This window comes from Pseudomonas sp. PDM10, assembly GCF_014852295.1.
GTDB lineage: Bacteria > Pseudomonadota > Gammaproteobacteria > Pseudomonadales > Pseudomonadaceae > Aquipseudomonas.
This window is the reverse complement of the sequence record NZ_JACVBJ010000001.1, coordinates 918,887-934,377: the sequence shown is the minus strand read 5'-3', so window position 1 is coordinate 934,377 and position 15,491 is coordinate 918,887. Positions and strand designations below refer to the sequence as shown.

The 15,491-nt window shown below is 58.0% G+C and carries 15 protein-coding genes and 1 tRNA gene; 6 read left to right on the top strand and 10 right to left on the bottom strand.

Going from position 1 to position 15,491, the window contains the following annotated elements:
• The first annotated feature begins 312 nt into the window (after positions 1–312).
• Complete coding sequence (locus tag IB252_RS04425; RefSeq protein WP_192407039.1) at positions 313–1,854, top strand: NCS1 family nucleobase:cation symporter-1; 1,542 nt, start codon at positions 313–315, stop codon at positions 1,852–1,854.
• 56 nt (positions 1,855–1,910) lie between these two features.
• A complete protein-coding gene (locus tag IB252_RS04420) occupies positions 1,911–2,639 on the top strand; it encodes an aspartate/glutamate racemase family protein (RefSeq protein ID WP_192407037.1) in 729 nt (242 codons plus the stop codon).
• Between the two features lie 130 nt (positions 2,640–2,769).
• Here IB252_RS04420 and IB252_RS04415 read toward each other — a convergent pair whose 3' ends face one another.
• Entirely contained in the window at positions 2,770–3,693 is a 924-nt protein-coding gene (locus IB252_RS04415) for a LysR family transcriptional regulator (protein WP_192407036.1), read from the bottom strand.
• Between the two features lie 125 nt (positions 3,694–3,818).
• On the opposite strand from IB252_RS04415, the gene IB252_RS04410 reads away from it, so the two are divergent.
• Positions 3,819–4,565 carry a 3-oxoacyl-ACP reductase family protein gene (locus tag IB252_RS04410; protein ID WP_192407033.1) on the top strand — a complete coding sequence of 249 codons (747 nt, stop codon included), beginning with the start codon at positions 3,819–3,821 and terminating at the stop codon, positions 4,563–4,565.
• Between the two features lie 152 nt (positions 4,566–4,717).
• Here IB252_RS04410 and IB252_RS04405 read toward each other — a convergent pair whose 3' ends face one another.
• Entirely contained in the window at positions 4,718–5,413 is a 696-nt protein-coding gene (locus tag IB252_RS04405) for an HAD-IA family hydrolase (RefSeq protein WP_192407031.1), read from the bottom strand.
• A gap of 263 nt (positions 5,414–5,676) precedes the next feature.
• On the opposite strand from IB252_RS04405, the gene IB252_RS04400 reads away from it, so the two are divergent.
• Both IB252_RS04400 and IB252_RS04395 read left to right on the top strand, forming a co-directional pair.
• Positions 5,677–10,542: an RHS repeat-associated core domain-containing protein gene (locus IB252_RS04400; protein WP_192407029.1), complete on the top strand. Its 4,866-nt coding sequence runs from the start codon at positions 5,677–5,679 to the stop codon at positions 10,540–10,542.
• A gap of 3 nt (positions 10,543–10,545) precedes the next feature.
• Positions 10,546–10,944, top strand: coding sequence for a hypothetical protein (locus tag IB252_RS04395; protein WP_192407027.1), 399 nt, complete (start codon positions 10,546–10,548; stop codon positions 10,942–10,944).
• A gap of 565 nt (positions 10,945–11,509) precedes the next feature.
• Here the strand turns inward: IB252_RS04395 and IB252_RS04390 are convergent.
• From IB252_RS04390 to IB252_RS04360, 8 genes are all read right to left on the bottom strand, one after another.
• Positions 11,510–11,722 carry a hypothetical protein gene (locus IB252_RS04390; protein WP_192407026.1) on the bottom strand — a complete coding sequence of 71 codons (213 nt, stop codon included), beginning with the start codon at positions 11,720–11,722 and terminating at the stop codon, positions 11,510–11,512.
• A gap of 108 nt (positions 11,723–11,830) precedes the next feature.
• Positions 11,831–12,025: a hypothetical protein gene (locus tag IB252_RS04385; RefSeq protein ID WP_192407024.1), complete on the bottom strand. Its 195-nt coding sequence runs from the start codon at positions 12,023–12,025 to the stop codon at positions 11,831–11,833.
• Positions 12,026–12,152: 127 nt separating this feature from the next.
• Entirely contained in the window at positions 12,153–12,581 is a 429-nt protein-coding gene (locus IB252_RS04380; protein ID WP_192407022.1) for a glycine zipper domain-containing protein, read from the bottom strand.
• A 183-nt stretch (positions 12,582–12,764) separates the two neighbouring features.
• Entirely contained in the window at positions 12,765–13,136 is a 372-nt protein-coding gene (locus tag IB252_RS04375; RefSeq protein ID WP_192407020.1) for a bacteriocin, read from the bottom strand.
• A gap of 327 nt (positions 13,137–13,463) precedes the next feature.
• Positions 13,464–13,655, bottom strand: coding sequence for a hypothetical protein (locus IB252_RS30040; protein WP_111450665.1), 192 nt, complete (start codon positions 13,653–13,655; stop codon positions 13,464–13,466).
• Between the two features lie 145 nt (positions 13,656–13,800).
• Positions 13,801–14,121, bottom strand: coding sequence for a YbjQ family protein (locus tag IB252_RS04370; protein WP_192407018.1), 321 nt, complete (start codon positions 14,119–14,121; stop codon positions 13,801–13,803).
• A 269-nt stretch (positions 14,122–14,390) separates the two neighbouring features.
• Positions 14,391–14,480: transfer RNA gene (locus IB252_RS04365), tRNA-Ser, on the bottom strand.
• A gap of 93 nt (positions 14,481–14,573) precedes the next feature.
• A complete protein-coding gene (locus IB252_RS04360; RefSeq protein ID WP_192407016.1) occupies positions 14,574–14,723 on the bottom strand; it encodes a hypothetical protein in 150 nt (49 codons plus the stop codon).
• Positions 14,724–14,787: 64 nt separating this feature from the next.
• Here IB252_RS04360 and IB252_RS04355 point away from each other — a divergent pair, with 64 nt between their 5' ends.
• Positions 14,788–15,477, top strand: a complete 690-nt coding sequence (locus tag IB252_RS04355) for a crotonase/enoyl-CoA hydratase family protein (RefSeq protein WP_192407014.1) — start codon at positions 14,788–14,790, stop codon at positions 15,475–15,477.
• The last annotated feature ends 14 nt before the right edge of the window (positions 15,478–15,491 follow it).

Sequence of the window (15,491 nt, the reverse complement as noted above, 5' to 3'; positions counted from 1 at the left end):
ATAAATACCTGTTCAAACAGTCAATTTATATCGCCTTTATTTCAGTCACTTATCGCTCATTGATAACAAAACGAAATTAGCAACTAAATTCATAGATCGCTGACTGGCATGGATCTGGCTTAAGTGCATACATGTTTTGTATACAATAATACTAAAAACATACACACACTTTAGATCCGCAAGCCTGAAGCGCCCTATCCCGTACAGGCTGCAGATGCCCCGTAACCAATGATGCTGACTGCCCGCGACGAAGATTTGTCGAGCCAACGCTCATGCACAGTCATCGCGACGCCAAGCTCGGAGCCTGCCGGAATGCGTACTAGCCACTCCACTAACAACATCGCGCTGGATCTGCCCTCCTTCCCACCCACTTCAACCCCTCACGACCAAACGTTTCAAGAACCCCTCGTACTCAGCCCTCGCCTGCACAACAAGGACCTGGCGCCGACCAAGGCCGAAGGTCGACGTTGGGGCCGCTACAGCATCTTCGCCCTGTGGACCAACGACGTTCACAACATCGCCAATTACTCATTCGCCATCGGGCTGTATGCCCTCGGACTGGGCGGCTGGCAAATCCTGCTGTCCCTGGGGATCGGCGCGGCGCTGGTGTATTGCTTCATGAACCTCTCCGGCTACATGGGACAAAAGACCGGCGTGCCGTTTCCTGTCATCAGCCGGATCAGTTTCGGCATTCACGGGGCGCAGATTCCTGCATTGATCCGTGCCGTTATCGCCATTGCCTGGTTCGGGATTCAGACGTACCTGGCCTCGGTGGTCTTTCGGGTACTGCTGACCGCGGTTCATCCAGGCTTCGCCGACTACGACCACAACTCGATCCTCGGTTTATCGAGCCTGGGCTGGGTGTGCTTTGTAGCGATCTGGTTCGTGCAACTGGCGATTCTCGCCTATGGCATGGAAATGGTACGGCGCTACGAAGCGTTCGCCGGGCCGGTGATTCTGCTGACCGTCGCCGCCCTCGCCGCGTGGATGTACTTTCAGGCCAATGCGACCATCGCCTGGTCGATCCGCGAACCACTGACCGGCGGCGAGATGTGGCGCAACATCTTTGCCGGTGGCGCGTTGTGGCTGTCGATCTACGGCACGCTGATCCTCAATTTCTGCGATTTCGCCCGTTCTTCGCCGTGCCGCAAGACCATCAAGGTCGGCAATTTCTGGGGCCTGCCGGTGAATATTCTGGTGTTCGCCAGCATCACCGTCCTGCTCTGCGGCGCGCAATTTCAGATCAATGGACGGATCATCGAAAGCCCGACCGAGATCATCGCCTCGATTCCCAACACCTTCTTCCTGGTGCTCGGCTGCCTGGCGTTCCTGATCGTCACCGTGGCGGTGAACATCATGGCCAACTTCGTCGCCCCGGCCTTCGTGCTGAGCAACCTGGCGCCCAAATACCTGACATTCCGCCGCGCCGGGCTGATCAGCGCGACCATCGCGGTGCTGATCCTGCCGTGGAACCTCTACAACAGCCCGCTGGTGATCGTGTATTTCCTGTCCGGCCTCGGCGCCCTGCTCGGTCCGTTGTACGGCGTGATCATGGTCGACTACTGGCTTGTACGAAAAGGTCAGGTCAACGTACCGCAGTTGTACAGCGAAGACCCCAACGGCGCTTATTACTACAGCCGCGGAGTCAATTTACGCGCCGTCGCGGCGTTTATTCCTGCCGCGCTGATCGCCATTGTCCTGGCGCTGGTACCGGGCTTCGACAGCGTATCGCCCTTCTCCTGGCTGATTGGCGCCGGGATTGCCGGGATGCTCTACCTGATCATCGCCAAACGGCAGCCCCATTACGCAGACGTCAGCGGTGAAGCCATCGCCGTCGATAACGTCAGCCATTAATCCCTTGGCGGCCCGGCACCGTCGGGCCGCAGAACCACCCGTTATAAGGACTTTCCATGCGAATTCTCGTGGTCAACGTCAACACCACCGAATCCATCACCCAGGCCATCGCGCGTTCGGCTCAGTCCGTGGCCGCGCCGGGCACGGAAATCATCGGCCTGACGCCCTACTTCGGTGCTGACTCCATCGAAGGCAATTTCGAAAGTTATCTGGCCGCCATCGCGGTGATGGATCGGGTGATGGCTTACGACCAACCCTTCGACGCCGTGATCCAGGCCGGTTACGGCGAACACGGCCGCGAGGGTTTGCAGGAGTTGCTCAACGTGCCGGTGGTGGACATCACCGATGCGGCGGCCAGCACTGCCATGTTTCTCGGCCATGCCTACTCGGTGGTCACCACGCTGGACCGCACCGTGCCGCTGATCGAGGATCGCCTCAAACTGTCCGGCCTCTGGGACCGTTGCGCATCGGTGCGGGCCAGTGGTTTGGCGGTGCTGGACCTGGAGTCCGATCCTGAGCGTGCGCTGGAGGCCATTATTCGTCAGGCGGAACTGGCCGTGCTTGAAGACAAGGCCGAGGTGATTTGCCTGGGCTGCGGCGGCATGGCCGGGCTGGATGAACAGATTCGTCAGCGCACTGGCGTGCCGGTGGTGGATGGTGTGACGGCGGCGGTGACGATTGCCGAGTCGTTGGTGCGATTGGGATTATCGACGTCCAAAGTGCGGACTTATGCGACACCGCGGCCGAAGAAAATTATTGGCTGGCCCGGGCGGTTTGGAAGGTAGACCGCGTCATCGTTCATCGTCGGAACGCCGCCCGGAGCCGGCTCGCTCCCACATTTGATCTGTGTCGTTCACAAATCCCCTGTGGGAGCGAGCCTGCTCGCGATGGCAACACCTCGGTTTTGAGCCTTACTCAGAGCGCACTAAACCGCTGCCCCAACCCCTGCTCCGCAAACTGCTCAATGATGAAATCCACAAACGCCCGGGTCTTGCCCGGCAGCAGTTTGTGTTCAGCGTAATAAATGGAAATGTTGCCGTCGTCGACAAACCAGTCCGGCAGCACCCGCTGCAAGGTCCCAGCCTCCAGGTAGCCCACGGCAAACGGCATGCTCACCAGCGCAATGCCCAACCCTTGGACGGCCGTGGCGCAGGCCGCCTCCGAATCGCTCATGGTCATCCGCGCCTTGAGCGTCAGCGGGCTGTGTTGCTGGGTATGACTGGTCAATTGCCAGGAACGCACACGACCTGTCTGCGGTGATCGAATCAGGATGCCATCGTGATGTTTGAGATCATCGGGCTCGGTAATCACCTCACGCCCTGCAAGATAATCGGCTGACGCGACCAACACCCGATGGGCCGGTGTCAGCTTGCGCGCCACCACCCCCTGCGGCAGCTCGAATCCGCCACCAATCGCCGCATCGAAACCCTGAGCGATCAGATCGACCTGACGGTTATCGAAATGCCAGTCCGGGTTGATCGCCGGAAAACGCCGCAGAAACTCCCCAAGCAACGGAACGACATACAACCGCCCAAACACCGTGCCCATGCTGACCTTCAACGTCCCCGCCGGCAGCCCCTCGGCGCTGGCCAGATTGGCCACGGCATTCTGGATCGTGTGAAGACTGGAACTCACTTCGCCGAGAAACCGATGACCCGCTTCGGTGAGCGTCAGGCTGCGAGTGCTGCGCTGAAACAGCCGCACACCCAGTCGCGCCTCAAGCTTGGCGACGCTCTTGCCCACCGCCGCCGGGGTCAGGCTCAGGCGGCGCGCGGCTTCGGCGAAGCTGCCGACCTCGGCACTGCGCACGAAGCATTCGATACTGCTGAAGGTTTCCATAAGCGTCACTATAAACTTTTGGTTTACACAGACTATCGCAATTACTGTCTACACAGCCGGTAATCCTGAATCGATACTAGGCTCCATCAACCCAGGCATCTCGCCTCGGGACTTTGGAGATCGATATGACTACTCAGAACCTCAGCGGCAAAGTGGCTTTGATTCAGGGCGGATCCCGCGGTATCGGCGCCGCCATTGTCAAACGCCTGGCCGCTGAAGGCGCGACAGTCGCCTTCACCTACGTCAGCTCCACGGCCAAAGCCGAAGAATTGCAAAACAGCATCACCGGTAACGGCGGCAAAGCCCTCGCCATCAAGGCTGACAGCGCCGACGCCGAAGCCATTCGCAACGCCGTGACCGCCACCGTAAAAGCCTTTGGTCGCCTGGACATTCTGGTCAACAACGCAGGCGTTCTGGCCATCGCACCGCTGGAGGATTTTAAACTCGAAGACTTCGACCAGACTCTGGCCATCAACGTACGCAGCGTGTTCATCGCCACCCAGGAAGCGGCCAAACACATGACCGAAGGCGGTCGCATCATCAACATCGGCAGCACCAACGCCGACCGCATGCCCTTCGCCGGTGGTGGCCCGTACGCCATGAGCAAGTCCGCGCTGGTCGGTCTGACCAAAGGCCTGGCGCGCGACCTCGGCCCGCGCGGCATCACCATCAACAACGTGCAACCGGGCCCGGTCGACACTGACATGAACCCGGCCAGTGGTGACTTCGCCGAAAGCCTGATCCCGTTGATGGCGGTGGGTCGTTACGGCAAAGCGGAAGAAATCGCCAGCTTCGTCGCCTACCTCGTCGGTCCCGAAGCTGGCTACATCACTGGTGCCAGCCTGACCATCGACGGTGGTTTCGGCGCCTGATGACTTAAACGCAATCTAAAAAATGTGGGAGCGGCGGTGCGACGATTCGACTTGCTCGCGAAGGCGTTGTGTCAGCCGACATTAATGTTGGCTGATACTCCCTCTTCGCGAGCAAGTCGAATCGTCGCACCGCCGCTCCCACACTTTCTGCATCAAGCCCAGTCGAGCGCCGGCAAACCGCAAGCGCTTGGTTCGAACGCTTTCAGCGTACGAAGGATGCCGTCGGCGTGTGCGTATTTCTCGTCAGCCATCGCCGCATCCGGGATCGCAATCGCGGTCATTCCTGCCGCTTTCGCCGCCGTGACACCGAACGGCGAATCCTCGAACACCAGGCAATCGCCGGGCGCGACACCCAGGCGCCGCGCCGCCGTGAGGAAGATGTCTGGCGCCGGTTTAGCCGCGCCGACTTCCGGATCGTCAGCCGTCACGATGAAATCGAACAGCGCAAACCAATCGCGGTGCAAGGTGGTTTTCTGTCCGAACGACTGACGCGAAGAGCTGGTGCCCACCGCGATCGGAATGTTGTTGGCCTTCAAGTGCCGAACCAGCTCCTGCGCGCCAGGCATTGCCAGCGCCGTAGGAAAACGCTCGCGCATCAGCGGTTCGCGGATCACCAGGAACTCTTCGGCAGTAATCGGCAGGTCCAGCGCCTCGACCACATAACGCGCCAGATCACCCGCGCCACGACCGATGATGTTCTGCTTGACGCTCCAGTCGAAGACCCGACCGTAACGCGCGGCAATAATGGACGTGACTTCGGTGTAAATGCCCTCGGTATCCAGTAACAAGCCGTCCATATCAAAAATCACGGCCTTGATCGGGCCGAATTCATTCAGCGGTGCATTCATCGCATCTGATCCGTTTTCTAATGACATCCCAGAGGCGGCTCAGGTACGGCCGGGTCCGCGATCGATTAAAGGATTCAGCAGCATAGCGAGCGCGGCGGGCATAGGGCAACGGCCAATGCCTGATCGATAGTAAAACCTGCGCCGACATGCTCTTCGTCATTTAGCGATTTCCCCTACACCAAACACTTACTTTCCCGACTTCTTTTCCCGCCGATCCCCCGCAAAGTCTCGCGCTCTGAATTGATCCGCGCGAGGGACTGCGAATGTTCATACCTGACAACCTCCTGGCCTTGAACAACACCATCGGGCTGCTGGTGGTCGCCGCCATGGACCCTGAGCAGCCGAATGTCGAAACGGTATTGAGTGATTTTCGACTGTGCCTGAACGACTACGACGCCTGGGCTGAAAGTTTCTGGACCGGCAAGGCCCTGGATGTCGAGCAAGTATTCAAGGTCGGCAACGAAGTCCGTCTAAGCGCGCCGAAGCATTCCACCACGCCAGTCAGCTCGACAGTCGCCGCATGCCCGGCCAACGGTCCGTTGACCCTGGTGCATATGTTTGAGGCTGCGCGCTTCGTACCGATCGGCAATACGCCGGTGATGCTTGAACCTTTGCTTTCCGACGTGGCGGGTGAGCAGACATTTGGCGAGCCGATCTACGACGAGATCGGCCCCAGCGGCATCCAGGAAATCCCCGATTGCCCGCGCGGCCAGCGTTATCGCATCACCTTCTTTCCCGATGTATCCGCTGATCACGTCAAAGCACTTTACGCCTCCTATCAGGGCGTCATCGGCGAGCTGGAAGGTTGGTTGCGCAACGAGTGGACGACCGAGTTCGAACCGGCGTGGGCCGGGTTCTCCCAGGCCGGTTTCATCAAGCGCTACGGCATGCTGCAACAGGCCGACTGGCGCGGCTTCGAGAACTCGCTGAACGGTTTGTGGGATGACGTGAAACAGATTTACGCCCTGATCGCTGACCTGCAGGCCAACAGCGAAAAACTCCTTGAATACCTGACCCGATCCGAGCTTGAAACGCTGCTGAATGCTTCGGCGGAGTCCATCGCCAACGTGTTGCTGATGCTGAGCGACGAGCCGTTGATGTTCATTCATATCGCGGCGTTCACCAGCTGGCTGAGGATGCTGCCGCCGCAGTACATCGCCGAGGTCGTGGCGGAAATTCGTACGCAGATATTGATCAGTTTCCTGCTCATGTGCCTTACCGGTCCTGCAGGACTGGAGTTGCGCCTGAGTGAGAAGGTGCTGTCCAGGATCAAGTCCCCGCAGACCCGCCAATGGCTGGCGGCCGCCAGTTTGCGATTGGCTGGGCTCACCGCCAAGTCCGACCTGACAGCCCACGCTGGCGTGCTCAAACCGCTGATGGTCAATGCCCGGAAGGCACCGATCAATCCTGCGCCCGCCGTGTCGCTGCAAATCACCACGGGTGTTGCGCCGGTTCTATCGGTGAAGAATCCGCTGGCCATTGCTCGCGACAAGTCTGAAGCCATGACCAGGATGGGCAGGCAGGAACATCGCGACGATGCCCCGGATCAAGCGAAAAACCCCAACGGTGACAGCGCCGATTGCGGACCGTTGACCTGTACCCATGGCTGCCCGGTATCGATGGTCACGGGCGAGGAACTGCTGACCCTCACCGACGGTGCGCTGGACGGGATTTTGCCGTTCGACTTCACCCGGCTCTATCGCACCAGTGCCGCTGAAATCGATGACGGCCTCGGCTTCGGCTGGAGCCATTCGCTGTCTCATCGACTGGAAATCGATGGCGACACCGTCATCTGGATTGACCACGAAAACCGTCGCACCACCTTCCCGTTGCCAACCAGCGAACGCCCGGCGATCCACAACAGCCTGTCGCGGGCGGCAATTTATCTGGGCGATGAACCCGAAGAACTGATCCTCGCCCTGGCTGGAGAAAAAGCGCGGTTTTTCCACTTTCGTTCAGGACGTCTGACAGCGATCAGCGATGCCTACGGCAATCAGCTGACGGTGCAGCGGGACATTTCTGACAGGATCAAGCGCCTCGACAACGGCGCAGGGCGTTCCCTTCTGTTGCGCTATGAGCGCCGGCACATGATCGCCGTCGAGTATCAGCGTTTTCAGCCGGCCGACACCCTGGAAGACGCTTGGCGTACTGAACAAACTCTGGTTGCCTACCGCTACGACGCTCGTCATCGCTTGATCGAGGCGACCAATGCCGCCGGCGAAAGCGAGCGCTACGACTACGACGATCAGCACGTCATCCTGCAGCGGCAACTGACCGGTGGGGCGAGTTTCTTCTGGGAGTGGGAGCGTGCCGGCAAGGCGGCCCGGTGCGCGCGGCATTGGGCGTCGTTTGCGCAGATGGACACGCGTTATGTCTGGGACGACAACGGCAGTGTGCTGGTCAAGAACGCCGACGGTAGCGAAGAGATTTACGAGCACGACGACCGGGCGCGGCTGGTGCGCAAGGTCGAACTGGACGGCGGCGAACACCTCAAGGCCTACGACGACCACGGTCGGTTGCTGGCCGAGCAGGATCCGCTCGGCGCCGTCACCGAATACCGTTACGACGAAGTCGGACGCCTTATCGCGCTGATTCCGCCGGACGACGAACCGACGGCCTACGCGTATCGCAACGGTTTCCTGCATGCGCGGTACCACGGCCAAGCGGTGTGGAAATATCAACGCAATGCGCAAGGCGACGTCACCGAAGCGACCGATCCCGACGGTCAGGTCACCCACTATCACTACGACGACAAAGGGCAACTGCTGTCGATCCGTTCCCCGGACACCAGCCGGCATGTGTTCGTCTGGAACGCCTTGGGGCAACTGCTCGAAGAGACCTTGCCGGACGGTGGCCAGCGGCGGTTTTCCTACGATGCATTGGGGCGGCAGATTACCCGTCAGGACGAACACGGTGCCGTTACCCAGTACCAATGGGATGCCGTTGGCCGACTGATCCAGACCACGCTTCCTACCGGCGCCAGCCGCGCGTTTAGCTACAACGCCTACGGCAAGATCACCGCCGAACGCGATGAACTGGGTCGCGTCACCCGCTACGAATACGTCGACGACCTGCACCTGGTCAGCCGCCGCCTCAATCCCGACGGCACCCAGCTGAAGTACCGCTACGACAACGCGCAGCTGTTGCTCACGGAAATCGAAAACGAATCCGGCGAAAAATACCTGCTGGACTACACGGCCAATGGCTTGATCCGACAGGAAACCGGATTCGACGGCCAACGCACGGCGTATGCCTACGACCTCAATGGCCAGCTGCTGGTGAAAACCGAGTTTGGCGAGGACGGCTCGCAGCTGGTGACGGCGTATGAGCGGGACTCGGCCGGACGCCTGTTGGTCAAGACGCTGCCCGACGGCATCCAGGTTGAATACCGCTACGACAGCCTCGGCCGACTGATCGGCGTCGACGACGGCCATGACCATCCGCTGGAGTTCGAATACGACCCGCAGGATCGGCTGATCACCGAGCATCAGGGCTGGGGCACGTTGCGTTATGGCTACGACGCCTGCGGCCAGCTCAATCGCCTGCGCCTGCCGGACGGCAGCAAACTCGATTACCAGCACGCCAAGGGCGGCGCGCTGACGGCGATCGACCTCAACGGCGCGCGACTGACATCGCATACGTTCTTCGCCGGGCGCGAACTAAATCGCCAACAAGGCCTGTTGCTCAGTGATTATCAGTATGACGATCAGGGCCGTCTGAAAGCCCACGCTGTCAGCCAACAGCAACAACCGCTGTATCGCCGCGACTATGCCTACAGCGCCAACGGCAATCTCGACAGCATCGCCGACACCCGTCACGGCCAACGCAATTACCAATACGACCCGCTCAACCGCCTGATCCGCGTCCGTCACACCCGCGATCAACAACCGGAAAGCTTCGCCCACGACCCGGCGGGCAACTTGCTGATGCAGGACCGCGCCGGCGCCGCGAAGGTGCTGGGTAATCGCCTGCTCATGCAAGGCGACCGCCACTACGACTACGACGCCTTCGGCAACCTGATCCGCGAACGCCGCGGCACCGGGCAAAAACTGATCACCGAGTACCACTACGACTGCCAGCACCGCCTCATCGGCGTCACGACCCCGGACGGCCGCAGCGCCAGCTACCGCTACGACGCCTTCGGCCGCCGCATCAGCAAAACCGTCGACGGCAAAACCACCGAGTTCTTCTGGCAAGGCGACCACCTCATCGCCGAAAGCAGCCGCGAGCACTACCGCAGCTACGTCTACAAACCGGGCAGCTTCCGCCCACTGGCCATGCTCGACGGCAAAGGCCCACGCAAGGCCTGCCCGTTTTACTATCAGCTCGATCACCTGGGTACGCCGCAAGAACTCACCGACTACAGCGGCGACATCATCTGGGCTGCCCGATACACAGCCTATGGCCGCCTGACTCGCCTCAACCGCGACACCCATCAGGTGCTTGATCAGCCATTGAGGTTTCAGGGGCAGTACTTCGATGCGGAGACTGGCCTGCATTACAACCGGCATCGCTACTACAATCCGGATGTTGGACGGTATCTGACACCGGATCCGAGCAAGTTGGCGGGCGGGTTAAACGGGTATCAGTACACGCGGAATCCTGCGGGGTGGGTTGATCCGCTGGGGTTGAGTGAGTGTCCTGGGGGGGATGGGTGTAAGCGGCCGGCGTTTGGGGATGAGGATCCGACTTGGAAGATTAAGGTTGATGAGGGGCAAGCTCAACTCCCATCATATCCAGAGAAATTATATTTATATCGGGGAGACCATCGTCACCCAGATGAGATATTTGAACAAGGATTTAAAACCAAGGGCGACAGCAATGACTTGCTGCTCCATTCCCTAGATAGCAATAAGCCTCCGAGCAATTTTGTAAGCACTACCCCAGTAAGAGAGGTTGGAATCGATTTCGCGACAAGATTCAACATGAGAAGCGGTTTTTTGTACACCATACGGATGATACCTGGGCGAGATCTGGCGTCGGAGCTTGGAAAAAAATATAAGTTTGGTAGCGAGCGAGAGTTAGCAATTCAAGGCGGAGTCAAAAGAGAAGATATTTTAGGCGCAACCCCTATTGGTGCTAACGGTCGCCCATCTGGTCACACCACCTTAAATCCCAACAGGAAATAGAATGTGGACAGCGTAAAGATTTTGATAATCAAAAATGGCAAGCGTCAATCCGCTGAGCTTCTCTGTGACTCCGAAAATCTAAGCATCACTTTTGTTATGGAAGATGGTTATCGAAATTCGTACTTTGGCGACGATTTTTACAAATGCCTAGGTCATGTCAGGGAAGACCATCGTGACGTAACTTTTTTGTGTAAAGGAGCAAAAATAAACGTACACCCCTCTACTATGTCCTCACAGATGTCATTAGGTGTAAAAGCATATGAACTAACACTTGGAAAACAAGCATTTAGAAGCGATTTAGTAAGTATCTTTGATTATGAGGAAAACAATCTGACAAACGAACCTGAGGTTCAGGAAGAGTTTTTCATGCGATGGGTTGAATCTGATATCTCCGACGAGTAGCTAGGGTAAAGATAAAGTATCTGGAAAAAGCCCAGTTCTAACTGGGCTAATCTTCCGGTGGACTTCGGACTTAACTACCCGAACCACTCGTACTCCCACCAGCACCACCCGTACCTCCTCCCGCAGTCCCAGAACTCCCACCCCTCCCGCTTCCACTCATCCCGGAACTACCGGATCCTCCAGACCCACTCCCAGAACCACTCCCCATCGAACCTCCACCACTCATCGCCCCACTTCCCGCCTCCGGGCTGGTGCTACTTCCATTTGCATCACCACCATTTCCACTCTCAATGGTGCCAGGCGGCAATGCATTCCCGTCCGAGGAGCCCGCATTCATTTCGGAGTACGGCGGCATCCCGCCCTTATCCACAGGTGCATCGTTGCCGGAGGACTCGGCAAACGCCGACATTGAGCCGACCGACAACACGCCGATCACCGTCAGGGCCGTCAATTTTGACCTGATCATGGTGTATCTCCTTTAAAAGGTGCGTACCTGATTTCTGGCAGTCATCGCTTTTTAAAGGTGCCGCACATTCGACGAGTGGCGCTACGCCACAGCGTATGTTCAGCTCGGTTCGTTTGAGCCTTCTTCACCGGCAATGTCCGGGTCGTCAGGGAGAGCTTCCACATCCCCACGCTTCACTTCATCAGACGGCAACTGCTCTACAGCGGTGTCGTCATCAGGCGGACGTTGATCACGACTCAGGGGATCGGTCGGTGAAGGCAGCGGATATTCGGGGGTATCGTCGAAGTCGGAGTCTTTCGGATCAGTGTTCATAAGGCACCTCTCGTGGGGCCTGAAAAGCAGGCCCTGAAGTATTGAGGTTTGTGCCCTGCATTGCGTTCGATCAGAGAGACGATCGGTCAAATCCGTCGCACAGCAGGCTCAATCTTCGTCCTCTTCCTCTTCCTCTTCCTCGTCTTCGAACTCGATATTTCCGACGTCGCCCGCCTCATCGGAATCATTGAGCGGCACTGTTGCGTCATCCATCAGTGAGCCTGGATCTTCGTTTCCTGGATCGTTAATGAACGGAAGCCCGCTCGGGCCTTTTTCTTCCTTGCCTTCGGTTTCAGGAGTCATGGCATGCCTCTTAACATTCTGGGGTGTATGAAGTTCGAGGTGGCCCACGACCAAACGTTCCAGAGTCCTACTCCAGAAATGAAAAACCCGGCGCGGGGCCGGGTTTCTGATGTAGGTCGATGTCGAATCAGTGATGTTTGTTCTTGTGCTTGTTTTTATACTTATGGTTGTAGCCGCTACCGGAGTGCGAACTGCCGCTATCGTTACCCAAGTTGTTGCCTACCGCACCACCGGCCGCGCCGCCAAGGCCTGCGCCAATGGTCGAACCGGTCTTGCCACCCAGGCTATTGCCGATCACCGAGCCACCGGCCGACCCCAAACCACCACCAATAGCCGCTTCTGTGCGACTGCCTTTGTTCGCGCCGACCGCGCTACCTGCCGCGCCGCCTAAACCGGCGCCAACCGCAGCGCCCGTGCTGCCGCCCATTTGCTGGCCGACCACGTTGCCTAGCGCACCGCCAATACCACCGCCAACTGCAGCGGTGCCGTCACCGGCGGCCATTGCACCTTGAGCGACCAAAAGTCCCAGAACCAACGTGGACAATGTCAAACGCATGATATGAACCTCTAAATTCCGTATCGGGGGTAAGAGAACGCGTTACGGATGGCGTGAGTCTAGCTTTTTCATCACACCAGCGCTGATCGTTGGACAGCTATAAATTCGAAGAGCGCGAAAGAAGAAACATCCAGATACAAAAAGCCCGGCATCAAGCCGGGCTTTTGAGCTGATCGATCAGGATCAGTGACGCTTGTGACCTTTGGCCAGGTTGCTGCCCACGCCGCCGCCCAATGCGCCGCCCAAGCCTGCGCCAATGGTGGAACCGGTCTTGCCGCCCAGGCTATTGCCGATCACCGAGCCGCCAGCCGCGCCGATACCACCACCAATGGCGGCTTTAGTACGGCTGCCTTTGCGTGCTGCAACAGCACTGCCGGCCGCGCCCGCTACACCCGCACCAATCGCTGCACCGGTGCTGCCGCCCATGCTCTGGCCGACCACATTACCCAGCGCGCCACCCAAACCACCACCGATGGCGGCAGTGCCATCACTCGCAGCCATCGCACCTTGAGCAACCAAAAGCCCCAGAACCAAAGCAGGCAGTGTTAAACGCATGAAAAGAACCTCAAAAAAAGGGGTAACCGAAAGGGGCGAGATTGAATGCTTTTGAGGAGACAAAGTCCAGACACGCACGGGTACAACCTCGCATTAGGCGACGGTTGGACAGCGTTTTTAGAAAAGGTTTTATGACAGGCAAAAAAAAGCCCGCTGGGGAACGGGCCAGGTACTGCTTTCTAACGGATGAGCTGAGCCTACGTAGGCAGGCGTGAAAAGTTTGTGAAAAAATTACCCACGGTGGGTTTTATATCTGTAGTCAAAATCCCAATTACCTTGTGGAAATAAAAACCCCGCTCAATGGCGGGGGGACTGTCCGGTTAACGGTTACTTCCTGGAAGGCGCCGTCACCCTCCTCGGCAAGAAATTCGCCTTTTCGGTCCGGGGCACCTTGGATTTCACTTTGGCAACTTGAGCCCGGTCTTCACCAAAGCCCGACACATACTCCGCTTGACCACACTGCACGCAATTGTTGATCGGAAACTCAGACCCGTCGTCTTCGATATACGAATCAGCCATACTTCTCCCCTCTCAAAAATGGGTCGACACCGGCAAGCCGTATGCCTAGAAAAATATCGACCTTCAACGCTTTTGAGACTAGTCAGTCAGTACTGGACTTGTAGTTCAGATTATTGCATCCCCGACGAACGGCTTCGTGACCCACTCACCTCAACTTGACCGCCGTCCCGGTCACGAACACCACCACCATCCCGCCCTTCCCGGCCGGCATGCTGATCTCATAATCAAGCCCCACCACCGCATAAGCCTGAAGTGCCCGCGCCCGTTCCTTCAACTCGTCGGTTGCCTGAATCCGTGCTTCCTTCAACGCCCGCTCCAATGTCTGAGAGCGCCCACCGAAAAAATCCCGCATCCCGGCGAACATATCGCGGATAACGTTGACCCCCTGCACCGACTCAGCACTGACGATGTCCAGATAGGCGGTGATTTGTCGGCCTTCGATGGTGTGGGTTGTGGTGGTGATCATTAAATTTCCTTCTTCAAAACCTGGGGATAATTACTCAAGGCAACCTGGACAGATGTTGAGCCAACGCATCAAACGCCCGCAAGGTGACCGGATCGTTATCCGAGTTACTGACTAACGGATGGGAGGCGTAGCGAACAATCACGATCTCGGCGTTCGGGTCAGCGTAGTCCTCGCTGTACTTGAAACATTGCCTTCCACAAAATGCAGACGCCAGAAACCACAAAACCCCTGACTTCTTTCGAAATCAGGGGTTTTGGTTACATCGAATTTGGCGGTGAAGGAGAGATTCGAACTCTCGATACAATTTCTTGTATACACACTTTCCAGGCGTGCTCCTTAAGCCACTCGGACACTTCACCGTATCTCGTCAAACAAGTTCTGTCTGTCGAGGCGCGCTAATGTAGTCGAAAGCTTTTCCGATGGCAAACTTTTTTTGCAGAATTTTCATGCGCTTAGCGTTTTAGTCGTTCGAGCAGGTTCCAGTCCATGGCAAACCCGCCAATCTCCGGCTTCGCGTCCTCCTCTATATAGAGGGGAATGCGCGGTTGACGTGGCGGGCGACGCTTGCCGTGCGGGGAAAGGGTGACTGGGCGGTCAGTCACGGCGCTTTACCTAGCCTGCGGCGGTGAGTAACGTCTGCGCTACTTTATTGAAAGGAATAGCGTCATGAGTGAGTTGATTTCCTACCATCTCGAAGACGGTATCGCGACCCTGACCTTGAGCAATGGCAAGGTCAATGCCATCTCTCCGGACGTGATTGCTGCGTTTAACGCCGCGCTGGATCAGGCAGTGACTGATCGTGCGGTGGTGATCATTACCGGTACGCCCGGGATGCTGTCGGGCGGTTATGACTTGAAGGTGATGACCTCCGGCCCTAAAGAAGCCGTGGCGCTGGTGACTGCCGGTTCGACGCTGGCCCGCCGCCTGTTGTCTCACCCGTTCCCGGTGATCGTTGCGTGCCCTGGGCATGCGGTGGCCAAGGGTGCGTTCCTGTTGTTGTCGGTGGATTACCGCATTGGTGTCGACGGCCCGTTCACCATTGGTTTGAACGAAGTGCAGATCGGCATGACCATGCACCACGCCGGTATCGAGCTGGCCCGTGACCGTCTGCGCAAGTCGGCGTTCCACCGCGCGGTGATCAACGCTGAGATGTTTAATCCGCAAAGTGCCGTGGATGCCGGGTTCTTCGACCTGGTGGTGTCGGCCGAAGAGTTGCAAGGCGCGGCGCTGGCGGCGGCTCGTCAGTTGAAGAAGATCAACATGACTGCGCACAAGAACACCAAGCTCAAAGTGCGCAAGGCGCTGCTGGAGAGGCTGGACAACGCGATCATCGAGGATCAGGATTTTTTGGTTTAAACCCAAACGTGCCA